This window comes from Acidovorax delafieldii, assembly GCF_007993815.1.
Lineage (GTDB): Bacteria > Pseudomonadota > Gammaproteobacteria > Burkholderiales > Burkholderiaceae_C > Acidovorax > Acidovorax delafieldii.
Map to the genome: position 1 here is coordinate 56,229 of NZ_VJWE01000018.1, position 18,404 is coordinate 74,632.

General features: G+C 61.1%; 16 protein-coding genes. 12 read left to right on the top strand and 4 right to left on the bottom strand.

All coding sequences use genetic code 11. The annotated features are described in order from the left end of the window. Window positions 1-86: 86 nt before the first annotated feature. The 4 genes from ATF69_RS21105 (at window position 87) to fliE (ending at window position 3,981) form a co-directional block, all read left to right on the top strand. Window positions 87-773, top strand: a complete 687-nt coding sequence (locus tag ATF69_RS21105; protein ID WP_056637568.1) for a heavy metal response regulator transcription factor — start codon at window positions 87-89, stop codon at window positions 771-773. Then, window positions 770-2,176 carry a heavy metal sensor histidine kinase gene (locus tag ATF69_RS21110; protein ID WP_146872175.1) on the top strand — a complete coding sequence of 469 codons (1,407 nt, stop codon included), beginning with the start codon at window positions 770-772 and terminating at the stop codon, window positions 2,174-2,176. Before ATF69_RS21105 ends, ATF69_RS21110 begins: the two co-directional genes overlap by 4 nt. Beyond that, window positions 2,169-3,431, top strand: coding sequence for a type II restriction endonuclease (locus ATF69_RS21115; RefSeq protein ID WP_146872176.1), 1,263 nt, complete (start codon window positions 2,169-2,171; stop codon window positions 3,429-3,431). Before ATF69_RS21110 ends, ATF69_RS21115 begins: the two co-directional genes overlap by 8 nt. A gap of 241 nt (window positions 3,432-3,672) precedes the next feature. Further along, entirely contained in the window at window positions 3,673-3,981 is a 309-nt protein-coding gene (gene fliE / locus ATF69_RS21120) for a flagellar hook-basal body complex protein FliE (protein WP_015012923.1), read from the top strand. Between the two features lie 142 nt (window positions 3,982-4,123). On the opposite strand, the gene ATF69_RS21125 is transcribed toward fliE, so the two are convergent. Both ATF69_RS21125 and ATF69_RS21130 read right to left on the bottom strand, forming a co-directional pair. Next, entirely contained in the window at window positions 4,124-4,648 is a 525-nt protein-coding gene (locus ATF69_RS21125; protein WP_056637575.1) for a DUF4148 domain-containing protein, read from the bottom strand. A 95-nt stretch (window positions 4,649-4,743) separates the two neighbouring features. After that, window positions 4,744-5,115, bottom strand: a complete 372-nt coding sequence (locus ATF69_RS21130) for a hypothetical protein (protein WP_082493285.1) — start codon at window positions 5,113-5,115, stop codon at window positions 4,744-4,746. 1,007 nt (window positions 5,116-6,122) lie between these two features. On the opposite strand from ATF69_RS21130, the gene ATF69_RS21135 reads away from it, so the two are divergent. The 8 genes from ATF69_RS21135 (at window position 6,123) to ATF69_RS21170 (ending at window position 17,273) form a co-directional block, all read left to right on the top strand. After that, entirely contained in the window at window positions 6,123-6,362 is a 240-nt protein-coding gene (locus ATF69_RS21135) for a DUF2933 domain-containing protein (protein ID WP_208758758.1), read from the top strand. Window positions 6,363-6,481: 119 nt separating this feature from the next. After that, complete coding sequence (locus ATF69_RS21140; protein WP_146872177.1) at window positions 6,482-8,770, top strand: heavy metal translocating P-type ATPase; 2,289 nt, start codon at window positions 6,482-6,484, stop codon at window positions 8,768-8,770. A gap of 39 nt (window positions 8,771-8,809) precedes the next feature. After that, complete coding sequence (locus tag ATF69_RS21145; RefSeq protein ID WP_231940668.1) at window positions 8,810-9,295, top strand: hypothetical protein; 486 nt, start codon at window positions 8,810-8,812, stop codon at window positions 9,293-9,295. A 75-nt stretch (window positions 9,296-9,370) separates the two neighbouring features. Continuing rightward, complete coding sequence (locus ATF69_RS21150) at window positions 9,371-10,696, top strand: TolC family protein (protein WP_121420042.1); 1,326 nt, start codon at window positions 9,371-9,373, stop codon at window positions 10,694-10,696. A 12-nt stretch (window positions 10,697-10,708) separates the two neighbouring features. After that, complete coding sequence (locus ATF69_RS21155) at window positions 10,709-12,226, top strand: efflux RND transporter periplasmic adaptor subunit (RefSeq protein ID WP_146872178.1); 1,518 nt, start codon at window positions 10,709-10,711, stop codon at window positions 12,224-12,226. Beyond that, complete coding sequence (locus ATF69_RS21160; RefSeq protein WP_146872179.1) at window positions 12,223-15,369, top strand: efflux RND transporter permease subunit; 3,147 nt, start codon at window positions 12,223-12,225, stop codon at window positions 15,367-15,369. Before ATF69_RS21155 ends, ATF69_RS21160 begins: the two co-directional genes overlap by 4 nt. A gap of 140 nt (window positions 15,370-15,509) precedes the next feature. Continuing rightward, entirely contained in the window at window positions 15,510-16,322 is an 813-nt protein-coding gene (locus ATF69_RS21165) for an alpha/beta fold hydrolase (protein WP_056419582.1), read from the top strand. 21 nt (window positions 16,323-16,343) lie between these two features. Further along, entirely contained in the window at window positions 16,344-17,273 is a 930-nt protein-coding gene (locus tag ATF69_RS21170; protein ID WP_056419579.1) for a sensor domain-containing diguanylate cyclase, read from the top strand. A 75-nt stretch (window positions 17,274-17,348) separates the two neighbouring features. On the opposite strand, the gene ATF69_RS21175 is transcribed toward ATF69_RS21170, so the two are convergent. After that, on the bottom strand, window positions 17,349-17,852 hold the full coding sequence (locus ATF69_RS21175) for a hypothetical protein (RefSeq protein WP_100409511.1): 504 nt from the start codon (window positions 17,850-17,852) through the stop codon (window positions 17,349-17,351). Window positions 17,853-17,870: 18 nt separating this feature from the next. After that, window positions 17,871-18,194 carry a heavy-metal-associated domain-containing protein gene (locus ATF69_RS21180; RefSeq protein WP_083235238.1) on the bottom strand — a complete coding sequence of 108 codons (324 nt, stop codon included), beginning with the start codon at window positions 18,192-18,194 and terminating at the stop codon, window positions 17,871-17,873. Window positions 18,195-18,404: the final 210 nt, after the last annotated feature.

Consider the following 18,404-nt stretch of genomic DNA (forward strand, 5'->3'; position numbering starts at 1 on the left):
ACGGCTTCATTACATCTTTGTCATGTGCACGAAAGCCTGTGATCTGGAGGCACACTTGCGGCCATTCGCAGTGCCAGGGGGACCCCGTGAAGATTTTGGTCGTTGAAGATGAAGTCAAAACCGGCGAGTACCTGCGCCAGGGGTTGCGCGAAGCTGGCTTCAATGCCGATCTGGTCCATAACGGGGTGGATGGTCTGCACCTTGCCCAGGAAGGTGACTACGACCTGGTGATCTTGGATGTCATGCTCCCTGGGATGGACGGCTGGCAGGTGCTCACGAATCTGCGCCGCCACGGCCAGGAGATGCCGGTGCTATTCCTCACCGCCAAGGATCAGGTACAGGACCGGATCAAAGGTCTGGAGCTGGGTGCGGATGATTACCTGGTCAAGCCGTTTTCCTTTGCGGAATTGCTGGCACGGGTGCGGACCATCTTGCGGCGCGGACGAAACGGCACCGAGGTGACTTTGCTGCAGGTGGCTGATCTGGAACTCGACCTCCTGCGCCGGCGGGTCATCCGCTCAGGCAAGCGTATCGACCTGACTGCCAAGGAGTTTGGACTGCTGGAGCTGTTGATGCGCCGCCAAGGGGAAGTGCTGCCCCGTTCCTTGATCGCATCACAGGTCTGGGACATGAATTTCGACAGCGACTCCAATGTGATCGAGGTGGCGATGCGACGGCTGCGCGCCAAAGTGGATGATGCCTACGAAGTCAAGCTGATCCAGACGGTCCGAGGCATGGGGTATGTGCTTGAGGCTCCCGAGGAGAGTGCGTGAAGGCAAGGTACTCGCTCACCACGCGGCTGACGGCCTTTTTCACTTTGGCGTCCGCCCTGGTGCTGATCGGCCTGGGGACTCTCGTGGCAATTTCCATCGACCGACATTTTGTGGAGCTTGACCGCGATGCATTGCGTGACAAGGTTCACCTGACGCGTGAAGTCATCGGCAAATCGAAGTCGCCGCAGGATCTGAAGACGCGGCTGGATGACGTTTTGCACAGCCATGAGGGCCTCTTCGTCACCGTGCTTCGCAATGGTCAATCGCTGTACTCGACGGAGGACTTTGAGTTTCCTGCGGAATTGAGCGTGCGGACCCAGCATTCCCGCTTGGGGGTTGCCTCGTGGCGAATCAAGGAGCGTGAGTACCGGGGGATGACCGAAGCCGTGACGCTGCCAGGTTCCGCAGAGCCTCCGCTGCAGGTCTGGGTGGCGGTGGACATTGCCCACCACAAGCACTTCATGTACGAATTGATTTGGGTGCTTGTGGGCTACGTGGCATTGGCAACACTGGTGGCTGGGGTCCTGGGCTGGTGGGCCGCAAAGAATGGATTGGCCCCCCTTCGCGCCATGCGGTCCCGCGCTATGGCCATCACGGCACAGCGACTGGATGAGCGGATGCCAACCCAGGAGTTTCCGGTGGAGATGGCCGACCTGGCGACCACCCTCAACGAGATGCTCCGGCGCCTGAAGGAGGAGTTCGACCGCCTGTCCGAGTTTTCTTCGGACCTGGCTCACGAGCTGCGTACGCCGATCAACAATCTGATGACACAGACGCAGGTCACGCTCAGCCAGGCTCGTTCTTCCGAGGAGTACCAGGAAATATTGGCCTCCAACGCCGAGGAGTACCAGCGCTTGGCCCGCATGGTGGCTGACATGTTGTTCCTGGCCAAGGCTGACCACGGGCTCATTCTTCCCAGCACGGAGAGAATTGCGGTCCATGACGAAGCACAGGCTTTGTTTGACTTCTACGAGGCCCTTGCCGAAGAAAAGCAGGTCCGACTGCAATTGGTCGGGGCGGCGGAGATCGTTGGCGACCGGTTGATGCTGCGCCGGGCGCTCAGCAACCTCCTGTCCAACGCCATTCGCTACACCCCACCTGGCGAGCAGGTGGTCGTGGACATTCAAGGGGACCTGCACGGAACCACCGTGGATGTCGTCAACACCGGACCTTCCATCGATGCTCAGATGATCCCCCGCCTGTTCGACCGCTTCTTTCGGGCGGACAAGTCGCGCAAGCAGCTGGACTCGGACGGCGCGGGCCTGGGCTTGTCCATTACCCAGGCGATTGTTCATGCGCACCGGGGGCGGATTTCCGTGAGTTCGGCCGATGGCAGGACTTGTTTTTCGATGTATTTCCCCAGTGCACAGAGCATTGGCAAGCACCTCACGACAGATGCATGACCCCCTGGCAACCCTCATAGACTGCTGGAAGGCACATCCAAGCAGCACCTACAACACCTGGTTCCTGTGGGATCAGCGGATCAAGAACTTCCGCTCCATTCGCCGAGGCATCGCGCAGGTGGTGGAGGACATCCGGGGCGGAACGTTTGGCAACGCCTACCGAGGCTCCTCGCTGGAGACGATCGTGGGTTCCGTGGCAGAGCAGCGCCAGATTTTCAAGGGAGCGGACCACGCGTTCCTCTGGAAGCCCAAGCTGCGGATTCCGGACATCTACGAGAACACGAGCAACCAGCGCGCCTTTGCGGACCTCCTGCACACCTGCGATCACTGTGACTGCGCAGAAGACGTAGTGGCCGCCATACAGCGCATTGATGCGATTGGCATCAAAGGCTTGGGCCCAGCGGTCGCCAACTTGCTGTATTTCATCCACCCAACGCTGGTCTCTCCCTTCAACACGGCCATCGTCAATGGTTTCAACGCGGTGACCGGGGGGCGCGTGAAGCTTGGGCGCTGGGACCACTATCTCTCCATGCGGGAGGGCTTGCTGCGCTTGAACGCGCGGTACCGGCTAAAACTGTCGAACGATCTGGGCGCGATTGCAGGACTCATGTTTGACATTGGCAGTGGCCGATATGAAGCGCCGCCACAATCAATGGATGTAGCGGCGACAGCTCTCTGGCAAGAAGACCTTGAACGTGTGCGGCAGGAATCCACCGCATTGCAACGAGAACTGTCCCAAGCGACCGAGAGCGATGCGACCCACACGGGTGTCCAGGCTTCGCTGCGCGACCTGGGCAAGGCCCTCGGCTTTGAGGTCTGGATAGCGTCCAACGACCGGGGCCGCGCCTATGGCGGGGGGCTGCTGGGAGATGGATGCATGGCGCAGTTGCCCGCCAGCCTGGACCGAGGACTGGAGTCCGTGCGACTGATCGATGTCGTATGGGTTGATCCCCAGACCTCGCAATTCGCCGCCGCATTCGAAGTCGAACACACCACGTCCATCTATTCGGGCATCGTACGCATGCTCGATCTGGCCCTGGGAACGCCGGTTGCGGGCAACTGCGCCCTGTTTCTGGTGGCTCCAGACAATCGCAGAGACAAGGTCGCTGAGCAACTTCAAAGGCCCGCCTTCTCCAGGGTGTCAGAGCTGGGAATCCGGTATTTGCCCTACAGCCAACTGGAGCAGAACCATGCCTCCATGAGCCGCTTTGGGTCCAGCATCAAGCCACTGCTGGAGATTTCGCAGCGGCTGTGAGCCACGGCTATTTCGTGCGGCGCGCTTCGCTTGGGCTCGGCTCTTTGGGCCCCAGGGATGCGGCGACCCACGGCGATGTCGGCAAGATGAAGTTTCTGTTATCCCGAACGGCGGGATTGACGGGTGGCGCCTTGCGTTGCGAAAGCTACAGATCGAACTCCAATCTCTACGATTGGGCATCGCCTCGGTACAGATTTCGAGGCAGAACTTCGCAAACTCTTCGCCACCAGAAAGCCTCGGCATGAACGTCACGACAAAGCCATTGGATGCACTATTGCCTGTCAGTTCGCTGGGAAACTCTGTGCCCAAAGCACCGAGCATCCAGGGAGGCGGTTTTCTGGACGCGATGAAGCAGGCGCTTTCAACCACAAGCCAGTTGCAGAGTGAGTCTGGTCGCCTGAGCCGCGAGGTCACATTCGGTAATCCCACGGTCAGTCTGGAAGAAACGATGCTCGCTGGCGTCAAGTCGAACATCGCGTTTCAGGCCACGCTTCAGAGTCGCAACCGCATTGTTCAGGCCTACACCGATGTGATGAACATGCAAGTCTGATGCGCGGTGGGCATAGCGATACAAAAGCAGATGTCGCACGCACTTGCTGCTGGCGATGCAGACATGCACGGCGCGCCAACTGGAGAAGGGCCTGTTTCGAAAGGCCCCTCCAGATCAGCAGCCGACTGCCCGGAGAACCTGTTTAGAAACGAGGGGCCTTGGTGGATTCGTCCGAGGTGGCGGCCACGGCAGCATGTTGCGCAGCATGGTAGCGGTCAGGATAGATTTCGTTGAGCTTGCGACCGTCTTCGCCCACAGCGACGATTTCTCCTTCGCGGATGGCGCGTGCCAACTCACTTTTGACTTGTTCCCGCGTCTTCAACGACTTGCCTGCCACGATCGGATAACGACCAGACATCAACTCATTGCGTTTGACCCCGAATTCACCCGCCACCATGATGTCACCCGTACGGATAGCCTGCTCCAATTCTTCCCGCACTTGCTCGCGGGATTTGCGAGCCTGAGTCGAAGTAGCCGAGCGATAGGCTCCGGGGTTGATTTGCTTGAGAGTCATCCCCGAATCGCCAGGAGCAAGCATCTCGCCGTTTTGCTGAGCCTGCGCCAATTCAGCCAGCACTTGTTCGCGCGTCTTGCTGACCGTTTGGTCTGATGCGAACGCGGGAGCTGCGATGAGGGAAAGGATGATGAGCGTGGACTTGAGTTTCATGATGGGGTTTCCTTTTTGGATAAATGGTGATGGTTGAAGTGCAACCGCAGGCCGGTTTTGGAGCGAACGCGGGTGCCGGTGATCGTTGAGAGGGTTCAGGGCAGTTGGCGGGCGTTGACCCAACCTGCCTCGCCGCCGATGTCACGCAGGCCATCACTGGTCACGGGATTGCGCTTGGAGGTTTGCAGCTCATCCAGAACTTGCTGGCGGGTCTTGGTCAGCTTGGGGCCCGGAACGAGCGGATAAGTGGCTGGATAGCCACGGCTGATCCAGTACAGCGAACCGTCCTTCTGAGCGGCCAGTACGGTGTTTTCAACCGCTTGGCGACTGACTGCGTTGCCCAAATGGTCTGCGGCCAGGCTGACGCCTTCTTCCTGGCTAGGGCTTGCGTGATAAACGGATGTCGCAAACGACGCTGTAGCGGATGCAGCAAGGCTGGCGACGAGGATTGCGGTACGAACTTTCATGATGGTCTCCTGTGACGCCGGATGCCCGGTATGGTCCATCCAGGTGGCGTTTTGTGCACCACGGAAAGAAGTCTAGAAACCGCACGCCGACTTAGAGGTGACGGACGGATTACGCTTTTGACAGCAACTGGCAATGCATGCGCATCCGAGCACATGGCAGCATCGCTCTCGTATCAACCCGGAGTGCTCTCACAGCGGTGGTTCTTTGCATTACAAAAATGTCATCCACCCATCATCTTCCGGTGATTGACCAAGATCGAAACTGCCCCTCAACACGACGCGCACGGATTTCTTCAGGCTGCGTGACGTGAGGTCGTCAGCCAGGCTGACGTTTCAATGACCTATGCGAGGGCCAAAATCATGTCCAACAATCTATTTGCGTCTGTCTTTGCAGTTGCTCTGTCCCTGGCTTCCGCAGCCTCTTTCGCGACGCCCACTGGCGTTGACGTGCGAGATCAAGTGCTGCCAGTCAAAGCGCAGGCTGAAGAAGGAAGGACGCGCTACTGGAGTCATCCGAGGCTGGGCATGGTCAAGGTTGACGCTGCGGGCCACATGCTCACGCCTCGCTCAACCACGGCTGACGTTGGGCGCCCCGCCGTTCCTTCTGGACAACCATCGACCCGCACACCTTGAAGAGCTTGGCTGAGGCAATAAAACATTCGTTCGACACCTGGACTGTGCAGGTGTTCGGAGGGCCGTTGACACGACAGAAGGCCAGTAGCAGCTATTCGCGCTGGTAGGCATGACGTTTGTGTATTCGCGGGTGCAATCCAGAAGCACGCCACGTGCTTGGCCGCTCGTTCATGTTTTAGGCCTGTTTCCCGTCCTCCTTGACGAACTCTGAAAGGCCCCTTTTGCCAATGAACTGCACAGTGCGAAACCAGGATGCGTAAGGGTGCCGCCAGCTAGAGCATTTCTATTTTCAGGCTTGACATTGCCACCGTGTTAAGCCCTATTGTTTTCACCGGGACCATCATTGTCTCGATGGCCACTTCTTGGAGATCGCCATGAACCACGACCACACCACAGGGCATGCAGAAGCTGCCAACGCCAGCGGAGGCAGCCGCAAATTGATTGGCGCAGTGATCATGCTTGCACTCATCGGGGCATTCTTCTTGCTCAGGGAACACTGGTCGCACATTGCGGGTTATTGGCCCTATCTGCTCTTGCTGGCTTGCCCGTTGATGCACCTCTTCCATGGGCACGGGGGGCACGGCTCTCACGAAGGCGATTCGAGCAAAAAGTAATCTTGCAGGCACACAACACATTTGCAGGGAGGTCATTCATGTCCAACGCGGAACCGCACGATCACACCCACCATGGCCAACAGCATCATGAGGGGGTCCACGGGGATACACCGCCGCCCATGACGAAACTGAAAGATCCAGTCTGCGGTATGGACGTGACGGAACAATCGCATCACTCGGCGGAGCATGAGGGGCTGCACTACTACTTCTGTAGCGCCAAGTGCCAAACGAAGTTTGTTGAGGACCCGGACAAGTACGCTGTCACGCCTCCCGGTACCGACAAGGTTGCGCGTGAGCCAGAAACAGCTCAGCCCGGCACCATCTACACCTGCCCCATGCACCCAGAGGTGCGGCAAGACCATCCCGGAAACTGCCCTAAATGCGGCATGACACTGGAACCCATGCTCCCCACGCTGGATGAGGGAGAAAACGCCGAGCTCGTGGATTTCCGGCATCGCTTCTGGTGGACGCTGCCTCTCACTGTGGTGGTTACCGTCCTGGCCATGCTTGGGCACCGGTTGCAGTGGTTCGAGATGGTCACACAGAGCTGGATTGAACTGGTGCTGACGGTACCCATCGTCCTGTGGGCGGGCTGGCCCTTCTTCTTGCGCGGTGCGCAGTCGGTCGTGAACCGCAGTCCCAACATGTGGACGCTGATTGGTCTGGGAACGGGCGCAGCATTTGTCTATAGCGTGGTCGCGACCGTTGCGCCGGGGGTGTTTCCCGCCTCGTTCCAGGCCATGGGGCGCGTGGCGGTGTATTTCGAAGCTGCAGCGGTCATCATCTCGCTCACGCTGCTGGGTCAGATGCTGGAGCTCAAGGCGCGCTCGCAGACTTCGGCCGCCATCAAGTCGCTGCTGGGCCTGGCCCCCAAGACCGCGCGGCGTATTGACGCCAACGGTCAGGAGAGTGATGTTCCCTTGTCCCATGTCCATGTGGGAGACCTCTTGCGCGTGCGGCCTGGCGAGAAGGTTCCTGTGGATGGTGTGGTGGTCGAGGGGAGCAGCGCGGTGGACGAAGCCATGCTCACTGGCGAGCCGGTGCCCATCGTCAAAGGGCCTGGTGATGCCGTCATCGGTGCCACGCTCAATACCAACGGGGCACTGGTGATCCGGTCCGAGCGGGTGGGCTCCGCCACCATGCTGTCGCAGATCGTTCAAATGGTTGCGCAGGCACAGCGCTCACGGGCCCCCATGCAGCGCATGGCCGACCAGGTGGCGGGCTACTTCGTGATGGCTGTGGTGGGTATCGCGTTGCTCACACTCTTCGCGTGGGGCCTGTTCGGTCCGGAGCCACGCTGGGTCTACGGCCTGGTCAATGCAGTTGCGGTGCTGATCATCGCGTGCCCTTGTGCGTTGGGCCTGGCAACTCCCATGTCCATCATGGTGGCCACAGGCCGGGGGGCGACCAGCGGCGTGCTGTTCAGGGACGCGGCAGCCATCGAGAACCTGCGCAAGGTGGACACGCTGATCGTGGACAAAACAGGCACGCTCACCGAAGGCAAGCCCTCCTTCGAACGTGTAGTGGCCATGCCCGGTCTGTCCGAGGATGAGGTTCTGCGCCTGGCGGCCAGTCTGGACCAAGGCAGCGAGCATCCGCTGGCCGATGCCATTGTCCAGGCAGCTCGCGCCAAGGGGCTCGCCCTGGACAAGCCCGAGGACTTTGAGTCCGGCTCGGGCATCGGTGTACGCGGGCGTGTCTCCGGGCGCCAACTCGCCCTGGGCAACACGGTCCTCATGGAGCAGGTGGGGGTTTCTGCAGATCCGCTGCTTTCGCAGGCAGAGGCCTTGCGCGCCACAGGCGCCAGCGTGATGTACCTGGCGGCCGATGGCCAGCTTCAAGGCCTGCTGGCGGTCTCGGATGCCATCAAGGCCAGCACGCCGGAAGCGCTGGCGACCTTGCATGCGGCGGGACTGCGCATTGTCATGGCCACGGGCGACGGCATGACCACCGCCAAGGCGGTGGGGGCCAAACTGGGGATTGATGAGGTCCATGGCGAAGTCAAGCCTGCGGACAAGCTGGCCCTGGTGTCGCGGCTGCAGGCCGAAGGCCGTGTTGTCGCCATGGCGGGGGACGGGATCAACGACGCGCCCGCCCTTGCCAAGGCGGATGTGGGGATCGCGATGGGCACCGGCACCGACGTGGCGATGAACAGCGCACAGGTCACCCTGGTCAAGGGCGATCTGCGAGGGATTTCCACTGCGCGGGAATTGTCGGAGGCGACGGTGGGCAATATGAAGCAGAACCTGATGTTTGCCTTCCTCTACAACGCGCTGGGCATCCCGATCGCCGCAGGGCTGCTGTATCCCTTCACCGGATGGCTGCTGTCGCCAATGATTGCGGCCCTGGCGATGAGCCTGAGTTCTGCGTCGGTGATCACCAACGCGCTGCGGCTGCGCAAGGGCTGAGGAGGGGCCGCTTGCACGGACTTGATCTGGGTTAAGTCCGTGACTGGCATTCTGGATACCATTCGCACCATGATCGCTGTCAGGAACACCGTGTTGCGCCAAAGACGCTGGATAACCAGCGTTCTGGTCGCGGTGTTGCTTCTGATGCAGTTCGCGTTGGCGGCCTATGCCTGTCCCAAGCTGGACTCCGCAGCCCATGCGGCATCGATGCAAAAAGCGGGCATGGCCATGGAAGACTCAGTCGGCATGCCCTCCATGCCCGATTGCCACGCTATGGCGGGAACCATGGATGAGCAAGATCCTCAGCTGTGTCGAGCCCATTGTGATGGCGACAGCTTGTCCTCCCCCTCGCTACAAGGTCTCGATCTGCAGGCGCTCGCGGCTCACGCCATCTGGGTTGCTTATGTGCTGCCCGTGATCCTGGACTCAGAACGCCATATTGACCCTCGGGCTGTCTACGCAGAGCTGGACAGTCGAGCGGGCTCTCCCCCCATCTATCTGACCCATCAGGTCTTTCGGAATTGAACGTGCACGGCGTGTGCGCTGCCTTGCAGCGTGCGCGCAGGTCTGACTTCGTGCCCCTTCATTTCGAGGACTATCATGCCCAACATCTCCTTCGGCGCTCCCTGCGAGCGCCTGCCTGCGCAACTGCGCATTCATCCTCTCTCGCCGCGCATCCGTGTGCGCAACCTCAACCATCTGCGCCTTTGCGCTCTCGGATTCCTGCTGGCCGGCATCGGCCTTGCAGGCAACCAGGCCCACGCCCTGGGGTTTGCCGAAGCCTTGGATCTGGCGGAGCAGCACAGCCCTCGTATCACGGCCCAGCGGCTGCAGATTGACGCAGCCAGCAGTACCCAGAAGTCGGCGGGAACTCTGCCGGATCCAAAGCTCTCGGTCGGGGTCGAGAACTTTCCCATCAGCGGCATGGATCGCTTCAGCCTTACGCGCGAGTCCATGACCATGCAACGCCTGGCGCTGATGCAGGAGGTTCCCAACCGTGCCAAACGAGATGCGCAGATCGCCAGCGCCCAGGCCAAGGTGGAGCGCGAACGCGCCACTCTGGGGGTCCAGCGTCTGCAGATCCGCCAGGAGCTGAGCCAAGCCTGGATCATGGCCCAGGCCATTGAACAGCGCGACCAGGTGCTTGCCGGTCTACTGAGTGAGAACCAGCGCCTGCAGGACAGCCTGCCTGCCCGCATCGCAGGGGGGACGGCCCAGGCGGGCGATCTTCTGATGGCCAAGCAGGAGGCTCTTGCGCTGTCGGACCGCAGGGACGATCTGCAGCGGGACCGATCCAAGGCCAGGGCGATGTTGCGGCGCTGGGTTGGCGCCCGCGCCGACGAGGCGCTGCAGGGAGTTCCCGGGCCGCTGAGCCGCCCTTTGGACCAGCTTCGGTCAGAGGTACACCGCCACGCGGAACTCGCGCAGTACCCCGCCATGCAAGCCATGGCCTTGGCGGAAACGCGCGAAGCCCAGGCAGAAACCAAGGGTGATTGGTCCTGGGAAGTCGCCTACAGCCGCCGCGACCGCCGCTGGGGCGACATGGTGTCTTTCCAGGTGACCTTTGATCTTCCCTGGCAACAGGAGCGGCGTCAGGGACCCCAGATCAAGGCCAAGCAGCTGGAGCTGCAGCGCCTGGAAGCCGAGCAGGAGGACGTGACCCGCAGGCACCTACAGGAGCTGGAGGACAGCGCCTCAGAGCTGGCGGCACTGAACAGTCAGATCGAGCGGCTGCAATCGGCTGGCATCGGCTTGGCACAAGGGCGCGCCGAACTCGCGTTGGCCAACTACCAGTCTGCCAAGGGCGATTTGAGCGCCGTGCTGGCTACAAGGGCCCAGGTGCGGGAGGCGCACTGGCGACTCATTGAGCTGCAGGCACAGCGGGACACCGTGATTGCCCGCCTGAACAGCCTGATCGCGGACTGAAGGGAGAACAACATGACCAATACCGTTTTCAGGAAAACAGTTGTGGCTGTGGCACTGGTTGCTGCAGGCATTGCCCTCGGCTGGGGAGTCTCCCAATGGCGCATCGCAAGCAGTCATGCACCTGGCGCTACGCCCGCATCTGCAGAAGCTGCGAAGACCGACCGCAAGGTGCTGTACTGGTACGACCCCATGGTGCCGACGCAGAAATTCGACAAGCCTGGCAAATCGCCCTACATGGACATGGCCCTGGTTCCCAAGTACGCCGATGAGGACACTCAACAAGGCGCAGGATTGAGCGTCTCCGCCCAGGCGGTGCAAGCCCTCGGCCTGCGCACCGCCATGGTCGAGCAGCGCGACATTGGGTCCGATGTGGACGTGCTGGGCACGGTCCAGCTCAATGACCGGGATGTGAGCATCGTCCAGGCGCGCTCAGCCGGGTTCGTGGAGCGGGTCTACGCCCGGGCCCCGGGCGACGTGGTGGCCGCAGGCGCGCCATTGGCCGATCTACTGCTGCCAGAGTGGGTGGCTGCGCAGCGCGAGTTTCTCGCGGTCCGGGCGCTCAAGGACGAGTCGCTGACGACAGCAGCGCGCCAGCGGCTGTCGCTGCTGGGCATGCCTGCCTCGCTCGTGGCCCAGGTGGAGCGCACGGGCGAACCTCAGGGCCGCTACACGGTGACCTTCCCGCAGGCCGGCATGGTGGCTGAACTGATGGTGCGCCAGGGCATGACGGTCTCTTCGGGGGGCAGTCTGGTGCGCGTAAACGGCCTGGCCAGCGTCTGGATCGAAGCGGCCGTTCCTGAAGCGCAAAGCGGTCCCTTGCAACTGGGGCAGGACGCCCAGGTCCGATTGGCCGCGTTTCCGGGCGAAACCCTCAACGCCCGGGTCGTGAGCATCCTCCCAGAGGCCAACCGGGACACCCGCACGGTGCGCGTGCGCCTGGAGCTTCCCAACCCCACCCAGCGCCTGAAGGCGGGCATGTCCGGGCAGATCGTCCTGGCCGGACGCACACAACCAGCGCTGCTGGTGCCCAGCGAAGCGGTGATCCGCACCGGCAAGAGGGCGTTGGTCTACGTGGTGGACGGTCCTGGCAAGTACCACCCCGTCCAGGTGCAACTCGGCGGGGAAATCGATGACCGCCTCGTCATTCAAGGCGGCCTCACCGCAGGACAACAGGTGGTCGCCTCGGCACAGTTCCTGATCGACTCGGAAGCCAGCCTGCGAGGCATCATGCCCGCACAGCCTCCAGGCAGCAGCGCGCAACCCATCGCTGAACAGGGTTCCTCGGCCTCTGCGGCTCCGGCGTCCAAGAGCTTTACGGTGCGAGGGGTGGTCGATGAGGTCACGCCAACCGAGCTGACCCTTACCCACGAGGCCGTGCCTGAACTGAAGTGGCCCGGCATGACCATGCCATTCAAGTTGGCAAACCCAGAACTGGCAAAAGCACTGAAACCCGAGCAGCAGGTGAAGTTCACCTTCCAGCAGCAAGGCAAGGACTTCGTGATCACTGCCGTGGAAAGGATCAAGCCATGATCGCGCGTCTGATCCGCTGGTCGGTGGCGAACCGACTCCTGGTTCTGCTGGCGACCGTGATGCTTACGGCCTGGGGCGTGTGGGGTGTGCGCAGCACCCCCGTGGACGCTCTTCCCGATTTGTCGGATGTCCAGGTCATCATTCGCACTTCCTATCCCGGCCAAGCACCGCAGATAGTGGAGAACCAGGTCACATACCCGCTGTCCACCACCATGCTGTCCGTCCCGGGCGCCAAGACGGTGCGAGGTTTCTCGTTCTTTGGCGACTCATTCGTCTACATCCTGTTCGAGGATGGCACGGACCTGTACTGGGCGCGCTCGCGGGTGCTGGAGTACATGAACCAGGTGCAGGGACGACTACCCGCTACGGCCAAGTCGTCGTTGGGCCCAGATGCCACCGGGGTGGGCTGGATCTTCCAGTACGCCCTGGTAGATCGCACCGGCAAAAACGACCTGGCCCAGCTTCGCGCCTTGCAGGACTGGTTCCTGAAGTTCGAACTCAAGAGCTTACCCAACGTGGCCGAGGTGGCATCGGTCGGTGGCATGGTCAAGCAGTACCAGGTCGTGCTCGACCCCATCAAGCTTGCGTCCCAAGGCCTCACTCAGGGGCAGGTGCGCGAGGCCATCATGAATGCCAACCAGGAAACGGGGGGATCGGTGCTGGAACTGTCCGGCGCCGAGTACATGGTGCGCGCCAGCGGCTATCTCAAGACGCTGGACGACTTCCGCGCCATCCCGTTGGTGTCGCGCGCAGGGGTGCCTGTGCGCCTGGGGGATGTCGCCACCGTCCAGATCGGGCCGGAAATGCGGCGCGGCATCGCTGAACTCGACGGCGAGGGGGAAGTGGCTGGAGGCGTGGTCGTGCTGCGATCTGGCAAGAACGCCCAGGAAACGATCCAGGCCGTAAAGGCCAAACTCAGCGAGCTGCAAAGCAGCCTGCCCCAGGGCGTGGAGATCGTCACCACCTACGACCGCAGCGCACTCATCGAGCGGGCGATCCAGAACCTCAGCACCAAACTCGTAGAGGAGTTCATTGTGGTGGCGGTGGTCTGTGTCTTGTTCCTCTGGCACCTGCGTTCTGCGCTGGTCGCCATCATTTCTCTGCCGCTGGGGATCATGGCGGCGTTTCTGGTGATGCGCTACCAGGGCATCAACGCCAACATCATGTCCCTGGGCGGGATTGCAATCGCCGTGGGCGCCATGGTCGATGCAGCAGTGGTGATGATCGAGAACGCCCACAAGAAGCTGGAGGCCTGGCAGCACAAGCATCCCGACCGCCAACTGGTGGGGGAAGAACGCTGGAAAGTGATCACCGAAGCTGCCGAGGAGGTGGGCCCCGCGCTGTTCTTCTCGCTGCTTATCATCACGTTGTCCTTTGTGCCCGTTTTTACGCTGGAAGCACAGGAAGGCCGCTTGTTTGGACCGCTGGCGTTCACGAAGACCTACGCGATGGCCGCAGCTGCGGCACTCTCGGTCACGCTGATCCCGGTCCTCATGGGCTACTGGATCCGGGGGCGTATCCCTGACGAGCAGAAAAACCCCATCACCCGCGCGCTGATTGCCGTGTACCGACCTTGCCTTGAGTGGGTCTTGCATCGTCCCAAATCCACCCTGGTCATCGCCGTGCTGGCGCTGACGACCACGATCTGGCCCCTGTCGCGGTTGGGGGGCGAGTTCCTGCCCAGGCTGGATGAAGGCGATCTGCTGTACATGCCGTCAGCCCTGCCGGGCCTGTCGGCACAGCGAGCCACGGAGCTTCTGCAATTGAGCAACCGGATGATCAAGACGGTGCCCGAGGTCGAGCGCGTCTTCGGCAAGGCGGGCCGCGCAGAGACCGCCACCGATCCGGCCCCGCTGGAAATGTTCGAGACCACGGTGAAGCTCAAGCCCAGAGACCAATGGCGTCCAGGAATGACGCCCGAGGGCCTGATCGAAGAGTTGGACAAGGCCGTCAAGATCCCCGGCCTGTCCAACATCTGGATTCCACCCATTCGCAACCGAATCGACATGCTGGCAACCGGCATCAAGAGCCCCATCGGTGTCAAGGTGACGGGCAACGACCTGCAGGTGATCGATGGGATCGCGGCACAGGTCGAGCAGGTCGCCAAAGGCATTCCGGGAGTGGCCTCGTCACTGGCCGAGCGCCTGACAGGGGGCCGCTACGTCGATGTCCGCATCGATCGCACGGCCGCGGGGCGCTACGGGCTGAATGTGTCCGATATCCAGGCCGTGGTCTCCGGGGCCATCGGTGGAGAAAACGTCTCGGAAACGGTCGAGGGCTTGGCCCGCTTCCCGATCAACCTGCGCTATCCGCGTGAGTGGAGAGACTCGCCCGAACGCTTGGCCCAATTGCCCATCTCCACCCCCATGGGGCAGCAGATCACGCTGGGTACGGTGGCCAGCATCGCCATCACCGATGGGCCACCCATGCTCAAAAGCGAGAACGCCCGCCCATCGGGCTGGGTATATGTCGATGTGCGGGGACGAGATCTGGCATCGGTGGCCAATGACCTGCGCGACGCGGTGAGCCGACAGATCAAGCTGCAGCCAGGAGTCAGCATCACGTACTCTGGCCAGTTCGAGTACCTAGAGCGGGCCAATGCTCGCCTCAAGGTGGTGGTACCAGCCACCTTGCTGATCATTTTCGTGCTTTTGTACTTGACCTTCTCGCGCATGGGTGAGGCGGGACTGATCATGGCGACGTTGCCATTCGCGTTGACCGGGGGCATCTGGTTCCTCTACCTGATGAACTACAACCTGTCCATCGCCACCGGTGTGGGCTTCATCGCCCTGGCGGGGGTCGCGGCAGAGTTCGGGGTGGTCATGCTCATCTACCTCAAGCAGGCACTCGCAGAGAGATGTCCAGACGGCAGGCAGCCCACACTGGAAGAGCTGCTGGACGCGATTCGGGAAGGTGCCGTGCTGCGCGTGCGACCCAAGGCCATGACCGTGGCAGTCATTCTGGCGGGCCTGGTGCCCATCGTGTGGAGCAGCGGGACAGGCTCGGAGGTCATGAGCCGCATCGCGGCTCCCATGCTGGGCGGTATGGTGACCGCACCGCTGCTTTCTTTGTTCGTGATTCCTGCAGCCTATGTGCTGATGCGAAAGCCAAGGAGAGTGAAAACAGAGGCATCTGGAGGCTGAACGCTGCGTTGCGCAAGCTGGTGCTAGCGATAAACCAGTTGTTTCTCACTCCCAATCGCGCACGCTTGCATGCTATTTTGCGCACGGTGCAAGCGTCAGGCGTGCAAAATCTGCGGACTGACCGCCCGGAAAGAACAACAGTGGAAATTCGTAAGCGCAACAACGTGCATGTGATCGATGCAATTCGCCCGGACGTCCCCGTGCTCGTCTATGCGCACGGCTTTGGGTGTAGCCAGCATATGTGGCGACACATCACTCCGGCCTTTGAAGGTAAGTGCCACCAGGTCTTGTTCGACTACGTCGGCTGCGGCCAATCAGACTTGGCCGCCTTTGACCCCGTGAAGTACGCAAGTCTGAAAGGCTACGTGCAAGATCTGCTGGATGTATGCGACGCATTGGGCATCGAGCGCGGAGTGCATTTTGTTGGACATTCGGTCAGCGCCAGCATCGGCCTGCTGGCCTCCATCGAGCGACCTATGCTTTTTGATCGCCTGATTCTGGTCGGCCCGTCGCCTTGCTACATCAATCACGCTCCGGACTACCTTGGAGGGTTCGAGCGCCAGGATTTGGAGGGCCTATTGGACCTCATGGACCAGAACTTCATGGGCTGGTCCAGCTACCTCGCACCCATTGTGGCGGGAGCGCCGCAGGCAGACAGTCTGGGCGGAGAGCTGTCCGAGAGTTTCTGCTCAACCGATCCTACGATGGCTCGTATCTTTGCGCAGGCAACCTTCTTTGCGGATACCAGAGAGGAGCTGTCGCGCGTGACCCGGCCGAGTCTGATCTTGCAGCATGGCAACGATGCGTTGGCGCCCCATTCGGTGGGGGAATACATGCACAAGAAGCTCAGGGACAGCACGCTGGAAGTGCTGGACGTGACCGGACACTGCGCCCACATGAGTCATCCTCACTTGGTGACGGCCGCCATGCAGCGATATCTCTCCTTAGCGTGAGCGAAACCGAGAGGGCGGAACATGCTGGCGGTTGATGACATCCCTTGCGCGATGATGATCACGGACCCGGTGGGGCACATCGTGCGGATGAACAGGGAGTTCCTTGTCCTGATCGGGGGCACGGAGGCGTTTTGGCTCGGCCACTCCATGGATGAACTGTTGACACCAGCTTCTCGAATTTTCAGCCAGACCCACCTGTTTCCCACGCTGCATCACGCCAAGAGTGCGCGCGAAGTATTCCTCCACCTGCGCGGTGTTGGCGGCGAGACTGTTCCTGTCATGGTCAATGCGGTCAGCAAGCGCCTGGAGACGGGCGACCACATCGTATGGGCCTTTTTTGTGGCCCGCGAACGCAGCCGTTTCGAAGGCGAGTTGATCAAGGCCCGTGCAGAGGCCCAGGGTCTTGCCCAGCGCTTGGCCGCCAGCAATGAACAGGTTGAATTGCAGAATCGCCAGCTTTCGGAACTGAGTCTCTCTGATCCGCTTACAGGTCTTAAAAACCGCCGTGCGCTGGAATTGACCGTGCAAGAGTGGCAACGGACGGCCTCTCGACAGAGTTCCGTGTCGTTGTTGATGGTGGACGTGGACTACTTCAAACGGATCAACGATGCGCATGGCCATCCCGAGGGCGACCGGGTGCTGGTGAACTTTGCTCGCCAGTTACAGGCAGGCGCCCGTGGTTCGGACCTGGTGGCGCGATACGGCGGGGAAGAATTCGTCCTCTGGTTACCTGATGCGGACGCAGAAGCCGCTGCCCGAATCGCGGAGCGGGTGCACAAATGCGCCAGACGGGTTCGCTCATTGGCGGGGCCAGTAACGGTCAGTGTCGGGCTGGCATGTGCAGTACACCAAACCGGAGCGGATTTCCTCGCCCGGCTGCTAAAACGCTCTGATGAAGCTGTTTACAGGGCAAAGGCGCTCGGGCGCAACTGCACAGTGGTTAGTGACTGAGTCACCAAGCCTCGCGCAGCTCACCAGCGTTTGGAATAGTGATAGCTTCCCCCGCAAAGAACGTTCGCGGTGAGACTACTTGGATGGCATGGCTGCTTGGCGGTCCACCATCATTTGCATCATCTGCTCCATCATGGCCATACGGCGCTCCATTTGAGCGTGCATGCCCATCATGCCTCCCATACCCGAGTTTCCGGAGGCTGCAGGCATGGCAGGTTTGGTCTGCGCCCCTTGCTGCATCATTCCCATCCCCATGCCACCAGAACTAGCCGCGCCCATCGTGGCCATGCCTGACTGCATGAGCTTCATGTGCTCCTCCATCAGCGCTGAGCGTTCGGCGGGAGTCTTGGCCGCCTGCATTTTTTTGTGCATTTCCTGCATCGCCTTCATCTGACGATCAAAGGCGTCCGGTGCAGACGCGGCAGTGGCTGCCGGGGCAGACTGGGTTGTGACGCCGCCGCTCTGTGCATCTCCGGGGTGGTGGCCTGCGTGTTCGTCCTCAGGTTTTGGCGATTGCGCGACGGCACAGCCTGCCACGAATAGGGTTGTCAACAGCCCAGCGACGATGTTCAGACGCATGATGGTCTCCTTGGTAGTTCAACTGCAGCATGACGACGTCTGCCTTGCACCGTCTTGATCCACATCAACAGGGGTTACGGGCCGAGACGCACAGCAGCAGCCACCGGTTGTTCGGCGAGATGCAGGACTCACCGCCGCGTCTGCTTTGTATCCAGCACGCTCAATTGCGGAGCGGACAAGCTCCACAGTGTCGTCTTCGGCTTGCCCAGGAACGCGGACCTGCCGCGCGGCCACATCGATTTCTACTTCGACGCCCGCTGGCATTTGAGCCTGAGCGATTGCCCGACGAATGCGCTTCGCGCAACCGCCGCATGTCATATCAGGAACATTGAAATGGACCATGTGAGCCTCCTTTGGTTGATTCACTGTTTGACTATGAACCTTTCCACGATGAGAAGGTCAAGCTCATTCGCAAAGATCAACCGGGCATCAAGATCGAGAGCGGCACTCGCTCAGGCAGACAAGGCTATGCCGATTCGATCATGCTTGGCGAGCTGCATGCTGAGAGGCACTTAACGTCTTTCCGAGTCGACTGCGAAGCTCGCGAACCTG